This window comes from Rhodoplanes sp. P11 (genome assembly GCF_964266735.1).
In the GTDB taxonomy this organism is placed as follows: domain Bacteria; phylum Pseudomonadota; class Alphaproteobacteria; order Rhizobiales; family Xanthobacteraceae; genus Rhodoplanes; species Rhodoplanes serenus.
In genome coordinates, this window is record NZ_CAXWGY010000018.1 from 47,013 (window position 1) to 62,291 (window position 15,279).

General features: G+C 70.8%; 15 protein-coding genes and 1 tRNA gene. 5 read left to right on the plus strand and 11 right to left on the minus strand.

Annotated elements, in window-relative coordinates; translation table 11 throughout:
• Positions 1 to 11: 11 nt before the first annotated feature.
• The 6 genes from obgE to rplU form a co-directional block, all read right to left on the minus strand.
• Complete coding sequence (obgE, locus tag ACFQUV_RS17005) at positions 12 to 1,052, minus strand: GTPase ObgE (protein ID WP_129608894.1); 1,041 nt, start codon at positions 1,050 to 1,052, stop codon at positions 12 to 14.
• A gap of 4 nt (positions 1,053 to 1,056) precedes the next feature.
• On the minus strand, positions 1,057 to 1,500 hold the full coding sequence (locus ACFQUV_RS17010) for a type II toxin-antitoxin system VapC family toxin (RefSeq protein ID WP_129608895.1): 444 nt from the start codon (positions 1,498 to 1,500) through the stop codon (positions 1,057 to 1,059).
• On the minus strand, positions 1,497 to 1,748 hold the full coding sequence (locus ACFQUV_RS17015) for a type II toxin-antitoxin system Phd/YefM family antitoxin (protein WP_111384133.1): 252 nt from the start codon (positions 1,746 to 1,748) through the stop codon (positions 1,497 to 1,499). Before ACFQUV_RS17015 ends, ACFQUV_RS17010 begins: the two co-directional genes overlap by 4 nt.
• 102 nt (positions 1,749 to 1,850) lie before the next feature.
• Positions 1,851 to 2,459 (minus strand): GNAT family N-acetyltransferase, encoded by a 609-nt coding sequence (locus tag ACFQUV_RS17020; protein WP_111384132.1) that lies wholly within the window; start codon positions 2,457 to 2,459, stop codon positions 1,851 to 1,853.
• A gap of 137 nt (positions 2,460 to 2,596) precedes the next feature.
• A complete protein-coding gene (gene rpmA, locus ACFQUV_RS17025; protein ID WP_111384131.1) occupies positions 2,597 to 2,869 on the minus strand; it encodes a 50S ribosomal protein L27 in 273 nt (90 codons plus the stop codon).
• Between the two features lie 99 nt (positions 2,870 to 2,968).
• Complete coding sequence (gene rplU, locus ACFQUV_RS17030) at positions 2,969 to 3,343, minus strand: 50S ribosomal protein L21 (RefSeq protein WP_111384130.1); 375 nt, start codon at positions 3,341 to 3,343, stop codon at positions 2,969 to 2,971.
• 451 nt (positions 3,344 to 3,794) lie between these two features.
• On the opposite strand from rplU, the gene ACFQUV_RS17035 reads away from it, so the two are divergent.
• Positions 3,795 to 3,884, plus strand: a tRNA-Ser gene (locus ACFQUV_RS17035).
• 260 nt (positions 3,885 to 4,144) lie between these two features.
• On the opposite strand, the gene ACFQUV_RS17040 is transcribed toward ACFQUV_RS17035, so the two are convergent.
• From ACFQUV_RS17040 to ccmA, 5 genes are all read right to left on the minus strand, one after another.
• Entirely contained in the window at positions 4,145 to 4,738 is a 594-nt protein-coding gene (locus tag ACFQUV_RS17040; RefSeq protein WP_129608896.1) for a DsbE family thiol:disulfide interchange protein, read from the minus strand.
• The gene (gene ccmD / locus ACFQUV_RS17045) at positions 4,735 to 4,956 is read right to left on the minus strand and encodes a heme exporter protein CcmD (RefSeq protein ID WP_129608897.1); all 222 of its coding nucleotides are present in this window, start codon (positions 4,954 to 4,956) and stop codon (positions 4,735 to 4,737) included. The genes ACFQUV_RS17040 and ccmD overlap by 4 nt, the downstream gene beginning before the upstream one ends.
• Before the next feature lie 4 nt (positions 4,957 to 4,960).
• Positions 4,961 to 5,695 (minus strand): heme ABC transporter permease, encoded by a 735-nt coding sequence (locus tag ACFQUV_RS17050; RefSeq protein WP_111384128.1) that lies wholly within the window; start codon positions 5,693 to 5,695, stop codon positions 4,961 to 4,963.
• Positions 5,696 to 5,770: 75 nt separating this feature from the next.
• On the minus strand, positions 5,771 to 6,439 hold the full coding sequence (ccmB, locus tag ACFQUV_RS17055; RefSeq protein WP_111384127.1) for a heme exporter protein CcmB: 669 nt from the start codon (positions 6,437 to 6,439) through the stop codon (positions 5,771 to 5,773).
• A 196-nt stretch (positions 6,440 to 6,635) separates the two neighbouring features.
• A complete protein-coding gene (gene ccmA / locus ACFQUV_RS17060; RefSeq protein ID WP_129608898.1) occupies positions 6,636 to 7,238 on the minus strand; it encodes a heme ABC exporter ATP-binding protein CcmA in 603 nt (200 codons plus the stop codon).
• A 248-nt stretch (positions 7,239 to 7,486) separates the two neighbouring features.
• Here ccmA and acnA point away from each other — a divergent pair, with 248 nt between their 5' ends.
• From acnA to ACFQUV_RS17080, 4 genes are all read left to right on the plus strand, one after another.
• Positions 7,487 to 10,192 (plus strand): aconitate hydratase AcnA, encoded by a 2,706-nt coding sequence (gene acnA / locus ACFQUV_RS17065; RefSeq protein ID WP_129608899.1) that lies wholly within the window; start codon positions 7,487 to 7,489, stop codon positions 10,190 to 10,192.
• Between the two features lie 205 nt (positions 10,193 to 10,397).
• A complete protein-coding gene (locus tag ACFQUV_RS17070; RefSeq protein WP_371851702.1) occupies positions 10,398 to 11,627 on the plus strand; it encodes an aminotransferase class I/II-fold pyridoxal phosphate-dependent enzyme in 1,230 nt (409 codons plus the stop codon).
• Positions 11,628 to 11,670: 43 nt separating this feature from the next.
• On the plus strand, positions 11,671 to 14,220 hold the full coding sequence (locus ACFQUV_RS17075; protein WP_129608900.1) for a DNA translocase FtsK: 2,550 nt from the start codon (positions 11,671 to 11,673) through the stop codon (positions 14,218 to 14,220).
• 222 nt (positions 14,221 to 14,442) lie between these two features.
• Positions 14,443 to 15,267, plus strand: a complete 825-nt coding sequence (locus tag ACFQUV_RS17080; RefSeq protein WP_207211449.1) for an outer membrane lipoprotein carrier protein LolA — start codon at positions 14,443 to 14,445, stop codon at positions 15,265 to 15,267.
• Positions 15,268 to 15,279: the final 12 nt, after the last annotated feature.

Below are 15,279 nucleotides of genomic sequence, written 5' to 3' on the forward strand. Positions count from 1 at the left end.
CCCGCACAGGCTCACGGCTGCCAGCCGGCCTCCGCCGGGGCGGTGTCGGCCCGCTCGGCCGCGCGGGCGCCGTCGACCACCGCCAGCACGGCCCGCAGCACCTCGGGCACCCCCTGGCCAGTCGCCCCGGAGAGCAGCAGCGGCTTCGCCTTGGCGGCCCGCTTGAGGCGGGCCACCTGCTGCTTGAGGTCCTCGGGGCTGAGGGCGTCGATCTTATTGAGGGCGACGATCTCGGGCTTGTCGAGAAGGCCGTGCTCGTAGGCGGCGAGCTCGCCCCGCACGGTCTTGTAGGCTTTTCCCGCGTGCTCGCAGGTGCCGTCGACCAGATGCAGCAGCACCCGGCAGCGCTCCACATGGCCGAGGAAGCGGGTGCCGAGGCCGGCGCCCTCGTGGGCGCCCTCGATCAAGCCCGGGATGTCGGCCAGCACGAACTCGCGGCCGTCGACCCGGACGACGCCGAGCTGCGGATGCAGGGTGGTGAAGGGATAATCGGCGATCTTCGGCTTGGCGGCGCTGACGGCGGCCAGGAAGGTCGACTTGCCGGCATTGGGCAGGCCGACCAGCCCGGCATCGGCGATCAGCTTGAGACGCAGCCAGATGGTGCGCTCCTCGCCCGGCTGGCCCGGATTGGCGCGCCGCGGCGCTTGGTTGGTCGAGCTCTTGAAGTGGGCGTTGCCGAAGCCGCCATTGCCGCCCTTGGCGATGACGACGCGCTGGCCGACCGCCGTGAGGTCGGCGAGCAGCGTCTCGTTGTCCTCGTCGAACACCTGGGTGCCGACCGGCACCTTGAGGACCATGTCGGCGCCGCGGCCGCCGGCGCGGTCCTTGCCCATGCCGTGGCCGCCGGTCTTGGCCTTGAAATGCTGCTGGTAGCGGTAGTCGATCAGCGTGTTGAGCCCGTCGACGCACTCCACCACGACGTCGCCGCCGCGGCCGCCGTCGCCGCCGTTGGGACCGCCGAACTCGATGAACTTCTCGCGCCGGAACGAGACGCAGCCGGCGCCACCGTCGCCGGAGCGGATGTAGATCTTGGCCTGGTCGAGGAATTTCATCGTGTCATCCCGGCCGTCCGGCCGTGTCCTGCTCCAGGAGAGGGATGTTCAGCGTCCGTGCGGCTGCTTCCATTCCGACATCGAACGTCATAAGTCGAGCGCCGATTCGCTGGGTGATCGCGATGTTGAGGGCGTCGGGAGCCCGCAGAGGCAGATCGAGTCGTCGGACGAAGGATGTCGCCTGGGCGACGTCCGCCGCGACCGTCTCGACCCGCCGCGCGCTTCGTGCCGTCCATCCGTCGAAGTTCACGAAGGCGTCCCGGGCCGCCTGCACGGTCAGGTCGGCGGTCCTGACCCGCCGCGCCACCGCGGACGAGAACTCGGCGGCCGCGAAGTCGCTGACGACGAGGACGGGGGCGGTCGTCCGCAGAATCACTTCGGCCCGGGCCGAGTTGCGGTCGCGGACGAACAGCGAGACGAGCACGCTGGCGTCGAGATAGATCGTCAATGCTCCCCCTCGTCGCGCAGCCGCGACAGCAGGGTGCCGGAATCTTCGCTGGGCTCGTGACCGCCGACGCGATGGGCCGCCAGCCAGTCGAGCGCCTCGGGGGTGACCGGCCCGACCACCGGCTCGATCGGGGCGAGCCGCGCCACCGGACGGCCGTGGCGGGTGATCACCACCTCCTCGCCGCGTAGCGCGCGGTCGATCAGGTCGGAGAGCTGGTTCTTGGCTTCGACGACGCTATGGGTGCCCATCGCTCTAAAATAGCCAGCAGCTAGCCATTTTCAAGCGAGCGCCGCCACCGGCACCGGCGCCTTCCGACCGAGCAGAGGCCCGGCCGGAGCGGCGGTCGGCGGTCAGGCGACGCAGCGCACCCGCGTCTCGGTGCGGCCCCAGTCCTTCAGGGCCGTCCAGATGCCGCGATCGAGCCGGAAGCGGTCGAACGGGGCGGACGAGCTGATGGCGCGGATGCGGTGCAGCACGACCCCGGTCCACTGGAAGCCGCACTTCTCCAGCACCCGCCGCGACGCCGGGTTGCTGATGCGGGCGCCGGCGACGAGCGCGTCGCAGTCCGGGTCGGCGAACGCATGATCGACCAGGGCGCGCGCCGCCTCGGTGGCGAAGCCCTTGCCCCAGTAGGGGGCGCCCAGCCAGTAGCCGATCTCCGAACCCTCCGGGCCGCGCCGACGCAGGTCGCAGGCCCCGATCAGCAGTCCGTTGCGCAGGGTGATCACAAAGGTCTCGTCGTCGCCGGCCGCCGTCGCGGCGATCCAGTCGGCGGCATCGCCGGGGCCGTAGGGGTGGGGAATCCGCAGCGTGTTCTCGGCAATACGGCGGTCGTCGGCGAGCGTCGCGATCGCTTTGGCGTCCCCGAGTCGCGGCGCTCGCAGAACGAGGCGGTCAGTCTCGAGGACGTGGATACAGCTCTCGGTCGGATCGACCCTGGGCCGTTCGAGAATCGACATCGCGGGCTCCTTACTTCCAGAAACTGCTTCCAGAAACGACGAGGGGGAGCCGGCGCCCGGTCTCCCCCTTGCACGAACCCATTCTGTCGAGGGTCCACCGGGGTGACTGCGCCGGCGGACCTCGAATGATCCACCGTCTACTCGGCCGCGGCCTCCGTCGCCGGTACCACCGACACGTAGGTGCGGCCCTGCGCTTTCGTACGGTACGCGATCGTGCCGTCGACGAGGGCGAAGAGGGTGTGGTCCTTGCCGAGGCCGACATTCTCGCCCGGGTGCCACTTGGTGCCGCGCTGACGCACGATGATGTTGCCGGCGCGGCAACGCTCGCCGCCGAACATCTTCACGCCGAGGCGCTGACCGGCCGAATCACGGCCGTTGCGCGAGGAGCCGCCTGCTTTCTTGTGAGCCATCGCTCGAATCCGTTTCGCTGAAGGGTCTAGCTTCGATTTGTGACCAAATCATCACCGCGGCGGTCACCAAGAGTTCAGTCTTCGCGCCGCGGTGCTGCCTCACTCGGCCGCCGGAGTCTCCGGGGCGGGCTCGGCCGGCTTCGCCGTCCGCGACGGCGTACGACCCTCGGTCAGAATCTCGGTGATGCGCACCAGCGTGAAGTCCTGCCGGTGGCCGCGCTTGCGCCGCGAGTTCTTGCGGCGGCGCTTCTTGAAGGCGATGACCTTGGGACCGCGCGCCTGGCGAACCACCTCGGCCGCCACGCTGGCGCCGGCCACCGTCGGGACGCCGAGCAGGGGCGTGTCACCGCCCACCACCAGCACCTCGCCGAAGGTGACGACGTCGCCGGGCTCGCCCGCGACCTTGTCGACCTGGAGCAGGTCGTCGGCGACGACGCGGTACTGCTTGCCGCCGGTCTTGATGACTGCGAACATCTTTCTATCCTCGTGTTCGTCCCCGGCCTGGAGGGGCCGGCTTCTTGCAGTCGGGTTTCTGAATGGCCGCGACGGCCGGGCTCGCGCCCGATCGTGATCACCTTCGGGATCGTCTCGACCCGCAGGGTGTCGCGGCCATAGCGAAACACGCGGGCCGAAAGCCCGCGCGTGCCTGCCGGTTATGGCGATGCGTCACGGCTCTGTCAAGGAACGTGCCGGGACGATGGAGCCACAACCCTGGCGTCGGGATGGCTGTCGCTCGCGCCGCGCCTGCGGCGCGTCCCCCTGACGGCGGCCACCGACTCGTCTGCCGGCCGATGGAACGCCTACCAACCGGAGGGGGCGAGCAGATCCGCGTGCGGAGAGGTGCGCAGCGGCCTTGTGTCGGCGGTGCCGGTTCGTGTAGAAGTCCGTCCCGCCGGGCGGCTGCGTCGTCCGGACTCGGCCCCGCGGAGAGGTGGCAGAGTGGTTGAATGCACCGCACTCGAAATGCGGCATACGGGTAACCGTATCGGGGGTTCGAATCCCTCCCTCTCCGCCAGCGCCGCCTGCCTCCGTGCTGTTATTCGGCCGCGGTGATCCAGGCCGCAAAGCCGGGTCTCGCTCTCGCGTCTCTGAATCTCGCCGGAAGGGGCTCGTCGTGAAGCCTCGCCGCGCCCGCATCGAGGCCCATCGCTCCGCTCCGGGCGAGACCGTGTGGGCCGAGATCATGCGGGCCGAGAGGTGCCGTTCAGGCCGCCGTGTCGCGCCGATCGCCGGATCGCGCCTGACCGGCATCTCGCCGCCACAGCCGATGCCCGCCTACGATCCCTTCGCCAGCGCCTTCTCGATCTCGGGGCGGAGCACGCTGTCGAGATTGCGCTCGGTGATCGGGCCGACCAGCTTGTAGGCGATGGTGCCGTCGCGGGCGATCACGAAGGTCTCGGGGACGCCGTAGACGCCCCACTCGATGCCGGCGCGGCCACGCAGGTCCGCCCCGGTGGCCGCATAGGGATTGCCGTAGCGGGCCAGGAACTGGAGCGCGTTGCGTGCCTCGTCCTTGTAGTTGAGGCCGAGAATCCGGATGCGCTTGTCCTCGGCGAGCCGCATCAGCAGCGGCGCCTCCTCGCGGCACGGCACGCACCACGAGGCCCAGACGTTGAACACCGTGACGGCGCCCTTGAAGTCGGCGGCGGTCAGCCCGGGCACCGGCTTGCCGTCGCGCTCGAGGCCGGCAATGCCGGGCAGCTCGGTCGCCGGAGCCGGCCGGCCGATCAGGGCGGAGGGCAGCGCCGACGGGTCGCCCGCTCCGAGCCGGTAGAGGAACAGGCCGGCGATCCCGAGGAAGACCAGCAGCGGCAGCAACAGCATCCAGCGCCGGCGCCCACGGGCCGGCTCGGTCGAAACTGCGGTCATGCGGCGCTTTCCTTCATCGGATCGGCGGGACCGGGGGAGGACGCCACCCCGGCGGAGCGGCGGCGCACGCCGCGCGCCTCCAGATCGGCCAGCAGCCGCCGCTGCCGGCGGTGATCGATCCACACCCACACGACCAGCATCATCACCACGGTGAACGCCAGCGCATAGACGGCGACGATGAACACGGCGTGCGGCCCGAGAGCGATGCCGAGACCCATGGCGTCAGGCTCCCCGGGCGGTCTGGGCTTGCAGCAGGCGCAGCGTCCGCACCCGCCGGCGCAGCACCTCGTTGCGCATCGCCGCGAGGTGGAGGGCGACGAACAGGAGCGTGAAGGCGATCGTCATGGCGAGCAGCGGCACCAGGATGGACGGATGGATGGTGGGGCCGTCCAGGCGCACCACCGAAGCCGGCTGGTGCAGGGTGTTCCACCAGTCGACCGAGAACTTGATGATCGGCAGGTTGAGGGCGCCGACGAGCGTCAGGATGGCGGCGGCGCGGCCGGCCCGGATCGGGTCCTCGACGGTCCGCCACAGGGCCAGGAGGCCGAGATACATCACGAACATCACCAACACCGAGGTGAGCCGCGCGTCCCACACCCAGTAGGTGCCCCACATCGGCTTGCCCCACAGGGCGCCGCTGACCAGGCACAGAAACGTGAAGGAGGCGCCGAGCGGCACCGCCGCCTTGGCGGCGACGTCGGCGAGCGGGTGGCGGAACACCAGGGTGCCGAGCGCCGAGACCGACATCATTCCCCAGCAGAACATGCCGAGCCACGCCGACGGCACATGGACGAACATGATCTTGACGGTGGCGCCCTGCTGATAGTCGTCGGGCGCGCCGAGCACCCCGACCACCGCGTAGGCGAAAGCCAGCACGGCGGCCGCCGCCAGCCAGGGCAGCGCCCGGTCGACGAGGCGCAGGAAGCGGGTCGGGTTGGCGAGATCGATCCAGGCCATGGCTCGTCTCTTAGTCCGCACGTCCGGAGCGCGCAATGCGGCAGTTCTACGGAGGGGCGAGCCGCCGCGGGCCGCTCACTCCATCCCGTGGCGCAGCGTGGCGCCGGCCGCCACCGGCCCGGTGACCAGGCCGACCAGGGTGAGGGCGCAGAGGATCGTGAACGGGGTGCCGAACGGCACCGGCCCGACGATCGCCGCATTGGAGGCGGCGACCCCGAAGATCAGCACCGGCACCGTGAGGGGCAGGACCAGCACCGGCAGCAGCAGCCCGCCACGGCGCAGCGCGGTGGCGAGCGCCGCCCCGATCAGCCCGGTGAAGGTGAGCGCCGGGGTGCCGGCCAGCAGCGTCAGCGCGACGGCCCCGATGGCGGCCGGCTCCAGGTTCAGGAACAGGCCGAGCACCGGCGCGGCGATCACCAGCGGCAGGCCGGTGGCGAGCCAGTGGGCGAGGCCCTTCACGGCCACCGCCAGCTCGATCGGAGCCCGCCCCATCAGGATCAGGTCGAGGGAGCCGTCGTCGTGGTCGGCGGCGAACAGGCGGTCGAGCGCCAGCAGCGAGGCGAGCAGCGCCCCGATCCACAGGATCGCCGGGCCGATCCGGCGCAGGAGCGCGAGATCGGGCCCGATGGCGAACGGCATCAGGGTCACGACGGTCAAGAAGAACAGCACGCCCATCATGGCGCCGCCGCCGATGCGCAGCGCGATCCGCAGGTCACGAAGCAGGAGGGCGCGCAGCGCGGTCATGCGGAGGCTCCAGACGGGGCGGCCTGTTCACCTCTCCCCGCCTGCGGGGAGAGGTCGGCAGGCGCCGAACCAGGCGAGGCGGACGCTGGGTGAGGCGGCCTCCGTGGAGACCGCAGCGCCCCCTCACCCGGAGCCCTCGCGGCGCTCGGTCTCCGACCTCTCCCCGCAGGCGGGGAGAGGTGACGTCGGCGCTCCGTCATCCCCACCCTCCCAGCCGCAGCTCGCGGGTGTCGAGGCCGAGCGGCCCATGGGTGGCGGCGAGGATCAGCCCGCCGCCGGCGAGGTGCGCCCGCATCAGCCCGGCCAGGCGCTCCTGCGAGGCGACGTCGAGCGCCGAGGTCGGCTCGTCGAGCAGCCACACCGGGCGCGCGACCGCCACCAGCCGGGCGATCGACAGCCGCCGCCGCTGGCCCGCCGACAGGTAGCCGGCCGGCAGGTCGGCGAGATCGTCGAGCGCCACCGCGTCGAGCGCGGTGGCGAGCCGGGCCGGGTCGCCGCCCAGATAGTCGATCCAGAAGCCGAGATTCTCGGTCACCGTCAGGGACGGCTTGAGGGCATCGAGATGGCCGAGATAGTGGGCCTGCTCGGGCACCGTCAGCTCGGGATCGCCGCCGTCGAGCCGCACGCTGCCGGCGGCCGGCCGCACCAGCCCGGCGATCAGCCGCAGCAGCGAGCTCTTGCCCGCCCCGTTGCGGCCGGTGAGCGCCAGCGCCTCGCCGGCGCCGACGCGGAAATCGAGGCCGGTGAAGACCTCGCGCTGCCCCCGCACGCAGGCGAGATCGTGTCCGATCAGGTCCATCCGGTGTCCGACGTCGGTCGTCCGACGCACCCCCACGGCCGCCACGGCCCGGCTGGCGCTCCGGGCCGCCCTCTTTGGAATTCCAACGATGTGGCAGAATTCCAAGAAAGCACTTATAAGCGCCCCGTGCCCGCGTTCTTCAACCCGACGACAGCCCGGCGCTGCTGCACAGGCGATCACTATCGCCCCGGGGTGCTCTCGTCCACTGGCAGTCCGGTCCCAGCTCCACCGGAATGGAACGAGACGACATGACCTCACTCGACAGCTTCAAATGCACCAGGACCCTCAAGGTCGGCACCAAGAGCTACGTGTATTACAGCCTGCCGGCCGCGGAAAAGAACGGCCTCCCCGGGATCTCCCGTCTGCCCTTCTCGATGAAGGTGCTGCTGGAGAACCTGCTGCGCCACGAGGACGGCCGCTCGGTGACCAAGGACGACATCCTGGCGGTCGCCCAGTGGCTCAAGAAGCGCACCTCGACCCGTGAGATCGCCTTCCGCCCGGCGCGCGTGCTGATGCAGGACTTCACCGGCGTGCCGGCCGTGGTCGACCTCGCGGCGATGCGCGACGCGATGAAGAAGCTCGGCGGCGACCCCAAGCAGATCAACCCGCTGGTGCCGGTGGATCTGGTCATCGACCACTCGGTGATCATCAACTATTTCGGCAGCAACGACGCCTTCAAGAAGAACGTCGACGAGGAGTACAAGCAGAACCAGGAGCGCTACCGCTTCCTCAAGTGGGCGCAGCTCTCGTTCGAGAATTTCCGCGTCGTGCCGCCCGGCACCGGCATCTGCCACCAGGTCAATCTGGAGTACCTGTCGCAGACCGTGTGGAGCGCCAAGGGCGAGGCGGTGGTCGGCGGCAAGACCGTGGCGGCCGAGATCGCCTATCCGGACACGCTGGTCGGCACCGATTCGCACACCACCATGGTCAACGGCCTGTCGGTGCTGGGCTGGGGCGTCGGCGGCATCGAGGCCGAGGCCGCGATGCTGGGCCAGCCCTACTCGATGCTGCTGCCCGAGGTGGTCGGCTTCCGGCTCGACGGCAAGCTGAAGGAGGGCGTCACCGCCACCGACCTGGTGCTGACCGTCACCCAGATGCTGCGCAAGAAGGGCGTGGTCGGCAAGTTCGTCGAGTTCTTCGGCCCGGGCCTCGCCGCGCTGTCGATCGCCGACCGCGCCACCATCGGCAACATGGCGCCCGAATACGGCGCCACCTGCGGCTTCTTCCCGATCGACGAGGACACGCTCGGGTTCCTGGAGGGCACCGGCCGCAGCGCCCAGCGGGTCGCGCTGGTGAAGGCGTATGCCAAGGCGCAGGGCATGTACCGCACCCGCAACACGGCGGACCCGGTGTTCACCGAGGTGCTCAAGCTCGATCTCGCCAAGGTCGAGCCGTCGCTCGCCGGCCCGAAGCGGCCGCAGGACCGGGTGCCGCTCAAGAAGGTGAAGGCCGGCTTCCAGGCCGCGCTCGCCGAGGAGTTCGGCAAGGCCGGCGAGGCCGGCAAGCGGGTGGAGGTCGAGGGCCGCGACCACGATCTCGGCCACGGCGACGTGGTGATCGCGGCGATCACCTCGTGCACCAACACCTCGAACCCGAGCGTCATGCTGGGCGCCGGCCTGCTGGCCAAGAAGGCGGTGGCCAAGGGCCTCAAGGTGAAGCCGTGGGTGAAGACCTCGCTCGCCCCCGGTTCGCAGGTGGTCGGCGAGTATCTGGCCAAGTCCGGGCTCCAGAAGGATCTCGACAAGCTCGGCTTCAACCTGGTCGGCTTCGGCTGCACCACCTGCATCGGCAATTCCGGGCCGCTGCCGGCGGAGATCTCGAAGGCGATCAACGAGCACGATCTCGTCGCCGCCGCCGTGCTGTCGGGCAACCGCAACTTCGAGGGCCGGGTCAATCCGGACGTGCGGGCCAACTATCTGGCGTCGCCGCCGCTGGTCGTAGCCTACGCGATCGCCGGCACGATGAACTTCGATCCGGTGAAGACCCCGCTCGGCGTCGACAAGGCCGGCAACAAGGTGTTCCTCAAGGACATCTGGCCGACCAAGCGCGAGATCGACGCGGTGATCAAGAAGGCGGTCACCAAGCAGCTCTTCGCCAAGAAGTACGCCGACGTGTTCAAGGGCGACGAGAACTGGGGCAAGATCGCCGTCAAGGGCGGCCTCGGCTATGCGTGGGACGGCAAGTCGACCTACGTGCAGAACCCACCCTACTTCGTCGGCATGGGCAAGCAGCCGGCGGCCACCACCGACATCGTCGAGGCGCGCATCCTCGGCCTGTTCCTCGACTCGATCACCACCGACCACATCTCGCCGGCGGGCTCGATCAAGCTCACCTCGCCGGCCGGCCAGTACCTGATCGACCGCAAGGTGAAGCCGCTGGACTTCAACCAGTACGGCACCCGGCGCGGCAATCACGAGGTGATGATGCGGGGCACCTTCGCCAATATCCGCATCAAGAACCAGATGGTGCCGGGCGTCGAAGGCGGGGTGACGATTCACTATCCGTCCAAGGAGCAGCTGCCGATCTACGACGCGGCGATGCGCTACAAGAGCGAGAAGGTGCCGCTGGTGGTGTTCGCCGGCCGGGAGTACGGCACCGGCTCGTCGCGCGACTGGGCCGCCAAGGGCACCATGCTGCTCGGCATCCGAGCGGTGATCGCGCAGTCCTTCGAGCGCATCCACCGCTCGAACCTGATCGGCATGGGCGTGGTGCCGCTCACCTTCGAGGAGGGCACCTCGTGGCAGTCGCTCGGCCTCAAGGGTGACGAGCGGGTGACCCTGCGCGGCCTCGGGGCGGACCTCAAGCCGCGCCAGATCCTCGAAGCCGAGATCGTCGGGGCGGACGGCAAGACCCGCAAGGTGCCGCTGCTGTGCCGGATCGACACCCTCGACGAGCTGGAATACTTCCGGAACGGCGGCATCCTGCACTACGTGCTGCGCCAGCTCGCCGCCTGACGCGATATCCGAGCCAGACCGGCCGCCGTGCTCCGGCACGGCGGCCGTTTCATGTCGAGACGCCGCCGCGATCCGGCCCCTTCGCGGGCCTGGCGGCCCGTCGCCGGCCGATGGTTAATCGCGCCTTAACCTCGGCCTCCCTATCATTCATGCGACGCTTCTCCGCCGGCCGGCGGCGGAGGCCGTCCGACCGACCATGCCGCCGATGCCCATGACGCCCCCCGCCAACGCGCCTTCGCCTTCGACCGGAAGGCCGCCCGACACCCGTTCGCCGTTCGTGCGGCTGGCCGATCTCCTGGCCGGCGTCGCGCCCGGCCGGCCGGCCATCAACCTGTCGATCGGCGAGCCCCAGCACCCGGTGCCGGACTTCGTCGCCGCGGCGCTCGTCTCCGATCTCGCCTCGCTCGGCCGCTATCCGGCCGGCAAGGGCACCGCGGCGTTCCGGACCGCCGCCGCCGCCTGGGCCACCCGCCGCTACGACCTGCCGCACCCGCTCGATCCGGAGCGCGAGGTGCTGGTGCTCAACGGCTCCCGCGAGGGGCTGTTTCTCGGTGCCCATGCGGCCAAGCGGTACGTGACGGCGAACCGTGGCCCGCGCCCCGGCCGGCCGGCCGTGCTGGTGCCCAACCCGTTCTATGCCGCCTACCCGATCGGCGGCGACACCGCCGACTGCGAGGTGGTCTACCTGCCGGCGCGCGAGCCGTCCGGATTCCTGCCCGATCTCGCGTCGCTCGACGCGGCATTGCTCGCCCGCACGGTCGCCTTCTACGTCGCCTCCCCGGCCAATCCGCAGGGCGCCGTGGCCGATCTCGCCTATCTGACCCGCCTGCTGGGGCTCGCCCGCCAGCACGGCTTCCTGGTCTTCGCCGACGAGTGCTACTCGGAGATCTACACCCGCGAGCCGCCCCCCGGCCTGCTCCAGGCGGCCGGTCCCGACTTCGCCAACGCGGTGATGTTCCAGTCGCTGTCCAAGCGCTCGAACCTGCCGGGGCTGCGCGTCGGCTTCGCGGCCGGCGACGCGGCGTTCCTGGAGAAGTTCCTCGATCTGCGCAACGTCGCCGCCCCGCAGGTGCCGGTGCCCTCGCAGATCGTCGCCGCGGCGGCCTATGCGGACGAGGCGCATGTCGAGGACAACCGCCGGCGCTATGCGCGAAAGTTCGATCTCGCCGACCAGATCGTCGGCGACCGCTGGGGCTACCGCCGGCCGGCCGGCGGCTTCTACCTGTGGCTCGACGTCGGCGCGCTCGGCGGCAGCGAGGCGGTGACGGCGCGGCTGTGGGCCGAGGCGGGGCTGAAGGTGCTGCCCGGCCGCTACATCGCCCGCGACCAGGCCGACGGCTCCAATCCGGGCGCCGACTACATTCGCATCGCCATGGTGCAGGACGAGGAGACCACGGCCGAGGCGCTGCACCGCCTCGTCGCCGTGCTGGGCTGACACCGCGGCCTCGGGCCGCCGGCCTCAATCGAGCGGAGACGCAATGCCCGCGCTGCAACGCCGAGTCGGAGCCGCCCCCCTGCTGCCGGACGAGATCCGGGCCGGGCTGGAGCGGCGCGTCCGTCAGGCCGTCGGGCTGGTGCTGGTCGGGATCGCGGCGCTGTGCACCGCCGCTCTCGTCACCTGGTCGGTGAAGGACCCGAGCCTCAGCCACGCCACCAGCGCGCCGGTGCGCAACCTGCTCGGCGTGCCGGGCGCCATCGCGGCCGACCTGTGCATGCAGCTCTTCGGCCTCGCCACCCTGGCGCTGGTCGGCCCGGTCGCGGCCTGGGGCTGGCGGCTCGCCCATCTGCAACGCTTCGATCGCGAGCGCTGGCGGGTGGCCGCCTGGGTGCTCGGCGCCCCGCTCGCCGCCGGCTTCGTGGCCTGCCTGCCGCGCAGCGCCGCCTGGCCGCTGCCGAGCGGGCTCGGCGGCGTCGTCGGCGACTGGCTGGTGCGTGGCCCGGCCGCGCTGCTGCCGCTCGGCTGGAGCTATCCGGCGCTCGCCGCCGTGTACGGCCTTCTGGCCGCCGCCGCCCTGTTGTTCGCCTGCGGGTTCGGCTTCGCCGAGCCCGACGAGGACGCGCCGGCCCGCCCGGCGCCGGCCCGGCCGGCGCCCACCCCCGCCGCGGCCCGCGATCCGGACGCCGACACCGACGAGGACGACAACTCCCGCGCCGCCGTATCGATCGGCCTGGTGGTCCATGCGCTGCTCAGCCTCAAGGCGCGGGCGCTGCGGCTCGCCCGTCACGGCGCCGCCGCCGGGCTGCACTGGTTCAAGACGTCGCGCGAGCCGGCCATCGATCCGCTGGCCCGCCGCGAGCCGCGCTTCGAGGACGGTGGCAACGACCTCGCGCACGCCCGCCGCGCCCATGACGACGCGCCGCCCTTCGAGGCGGCTCCGGCGGCGAGTCGCCCCGCCGATCCGGCCGATACCGACGACGACCTCGACGACGCGGAGGAGCCGGCGCCGCCGCGCGCCGCCCGGAAGCCCGCCCCGGCCAAGAAGGCGGGCGGACGCGGCGGCAAGCCAGGCGAGTACGAGCTGCCCGGCCTCGGCCTGCTCGCCGCCCCCAAGCCGAACGAGCGCACCGCGCCTAGCATGGAGCTGATCAAGGCCAACGAGGCGGCGCTCCAGACCGTCCTGTCCGACTTCGGGGTGCGGGGCGAGATCCTCGACGCCCATCCGGGGCCGGTGGTGACGCTCTACGAGCTGGAGCCGGCCCCCGGCATCAAGTCGTCGCGCGTCATCGGGCTGGCCGACGACATCGCCCGCTCGATGAGCGCCGTGTCGGCGCGCGTCGCCGTCATTCCGGGCCGCAACGTGATCGGCATCGAGCTGCCCAACGCGACGCGCGAGAAGGTCTATCTGCGCGAGATGCTGGCGGCCGAGCAGTTCCACGATTCCAACGCCAAGCTGCCGCTTTGCCTCGGCAAGACCATCGGGGGCGATCCGGTCATCGTCGACCTCGCCCGCATGCCGCATCTCCTGATCGCCGGCACCACCGGCTCGGGCAAGTCGGTCGCCATCAACACCATGATCCTGAGCCTTCTGTACCGGCTGCGGCCGGACCAGTGCCGGCTCATCATGGTCGACCCCAAGATGCTGGAGCTGTCGGTCTACGACGGCATCCCGCATCTGCTCACCCCGGTCGTCACCGATCCCAAGAAGGCGGTGGTCGCGCTCAAATGGGCGGTGCGCGAGATGGAGAGCCGCTACAAGAAGCTCTCCAAGGTCGGGGTGCGCAACATCGACGGCTACAACGCCCGCCTCGCCGAGGCCAAGGCCAAGGGCGAGCGGCTGACCCGCACGGTGCACACCGGCTACGACAAGGAGAGCGGCACCGCCATCTACGAGACCGAGGAGCTGGATCTGGAGCCGCTGCCCTATCTCGTCGTCGTGGTGGACGAGATGGCCGACCTGATGATGGTGGCCGGCAAGGAGATCGAGGGCACGGTGCAGCGCCTCGCCCAGATGGCGCGCGCCGCCGGCATCCACGTCATCGTGGCCACCCAGCGTCCGTCGGTCGACGTCATCACCGGCACCATCAAGGCCAACTTCCCGACTCGCATCTCCTTCCAGGTCACCTCCAAGATCGACAGCCGCACGATCCTCGGCGAGCAGGGCGCCGAGCAGCTGCTCGGCCAGGGCGACATGCTCTACATGGCGGGCGGCGGCCGCATCAGCCGCGTCCACGGCCCGTTCGTGTCGGACGACGAGGTGGAGAAGATCGTCCGCCACCTGAAGACGCAAGGGCAGCCGCAGTATCTCGACGACGTCACCGCCGAGGAGCCGGAGGGCGACGGCGAGGCGGTGTTCGACGGCACCGCCATGGGCCAGGAGGGCGGCGACCTCTACCAGCAGGCCGTCCAGGTGGTGATGCGCGACCGCAAGGCGTCGACCAGCTACATCCAGCGCCGGCTCCAGATCGGCTACAACCGCGCCGCCTCGCTGATGGAGCGGATGGAGGCGGAGGGCATCGTCGGCCAGGCCAACCATGCCGGCAAGCGCGAGATCCTGGTGGGCGGCGACAGTGGCGAAGACGCCTTCTGACGGCTCGGCTATGCTGGCGGGAGCTGTCCGGCGAGTCGCGTCGAGACCACCGAAAGCACCGTCGGGCGGCAGCCCCGAAGGGACGTCCGCAGGGGCGCCCGAACGGGCGCCGCGGGTGCCGGCCACGCCGGGCGGGCGGGTCGCGAAATCGCCATAGACCTGGACGACAGCTCGTCGTCCAGTTTCAGGGGTGATAGGGCAAAGGTGAAATCGGAGATGGTCATGCGGACGACGGGGGCAGCCGCGCGGGTCGGCACCGTACTGATCGGCGGCGCGGTGCTCGGCACCCTGTCGGTCGGCATCCTGACGATCGGCGTCCTCGGGGTCGGCACCGCTCCCGCGGTGGCGGCCGGCGCCGAGACCGTCCCGCTGCCGGTGCCGCGGCCCAAGAAGCTCGCCCAGACGGCGCAGCCGGCGCGGCCGCCACTGGTCGCCCCCGCCCTCACCGGCACGCCGCCGACCGGCGCCGTGGTTCCGGTCGCCGCTCCGGCCCGCCCGGGCGTGCTCGACAACGCCCAGAAGGCGCTGGCCGACAAGGTCAGCGGCTATCTGTCCGGCATGCAGACGCTGGTCGGGAGCTTCATCCAGGTCGGCCCCGACGGCGGCCGCACCGAAGGCCAGTTCTACATCCAGAAACCCGGCAAGGTGCGCTTCGAGTACAGCCCGCCGAGCCCCATCGACGTGATCGCCGACGGCTCCTCGGTGGTGGTGCGCGATCGCAAGCTCGCCACCCAGGACCTCTACCCCCTGTCGCAGACCCCGCTGCGCTATCTGCTGGTCGAGAAGATCGACCTCACCCGCGACACCAACCTGGTCTCGGTCTCGGCCGACGACGTCTTCGTCACCGTGGTGATCGAGGAGAAGCAGGCGCTCACCGGCACCCACCGGATGATGATGATGTTCGGTGCCAAGGACTTCCAGCTCAAGCAGTGGACCGTGACCGACCCGCAGGGCTACGACACGACGGTCGCGGTCTACAATCTCGACCCGACCAAGCGGCCCGACCCCGGCCTGTTCCGCATCGAGTACGAGCGGGTCCTCCAGTAGCGGGCCTGGATC

Excerpts from the sequence above, each read along its gene's own strand:
- ACFQUV_RS17040 (WP_129608896.1), bottom strand. The coding sequence starts at position 4,738 with ATGACCGCAGTTTCGACCGAGCCGGCCCGTGGGCGCCGGCGCTGGATG.
- ACFQUV_RS17015 (WP_111384133.1), bottom strand. The coding sequence starts at position 1,748 with ATGGGCACCCATAGCGTCGTCGAAGCCAAGAACCAGCTCTCCGACCTG.
- ACFQUV_RS17075 (WP_129608900.1), top strand. The coding sequence starts at position 11,671 with ATGCCCGCGCTGCAACGCCGAGTCGGAGCCGCCCCCCTGCTGCCGGAC.
- ACFQUV_RS17020 (WP_111384132.1), bottom strand. The coding sequence starts at position 2,459 with ATGTCGATTCTCGAACGGCCCAGGGTCGATCCGACCGAGAGCTGTATC.
- obgE (WP_129608894.1), bottom strand. The coding sequence starts at position 1,052 with ATGAAATTCCTCGACCAGGCCAAGATCTACATCCGCTCCGGCGACGGT.
- ccmA (WP_129608898.1), bottom strand. The coding sequence starts at position 7,238 with ATGGACCTGATCGGACACGATCTCGCCTGCGTGCGGGGGCAGCGCGAG.
- ACFQUV_RS17080 (WP_207211449.1), top strand. The coding sequence starts at position 14,443 with ATGCGGACGACGGGGGCAGCCGCGCGGGTCGGCACCGTACTGATCGGC.
- ccmD (WP_129608897.1), bottom strand. The coding sequence starts at position 4,956 with ATGGGTCTCGGCATCGCTCTCGGGCCGCACGCCGTGTTCATCGTCGCC.
- ACFQUV_RS17050 (WP_111384128.1), bottom strand. The coding sequence starts at position 5,695 with ATGGCCTGGATCGATCTCGCCAACCCGACCCGCTTCCTGCGCCTCGTC.
- rplU (WP_111384130.1), bottom strand. The coding sequence starts at position 3,343 with ATGTTCGCAGTCATCAAGACCGGCGGCAAGCAGTACCGCGTCGTCGCC.
- acnA (WP_129608899.1), top strand. The coding sequence starts at position 7,487 with ATGACCTCACTCGACAGCTTCAAATGCACCAGGACCCTCAAGGTCGGC.
- ccmB (WP_111384127.1), bottom strand. The coding sequence starts at position 6,439 with ATGACCGCGCTGCGCGCCCTCCTGCTTCGTGACCTGCGGATCGCGCTG.
- rpmA (WP_111384131.1), bottom strand. The coding sequence starts at position 2,869 with ATGGCTCACAAGAAAGCAGGCGGCTCCTCGCGCAACGGCCGTGATTCG.
- ACFQUV_RS17070 (WP_371851702.1), top strand. The coding sequence starts at position 10,398 with ATGCCCATGACGCCCCCCGCCAACGCGCCTTCGCCTTCGACCGGAAGG.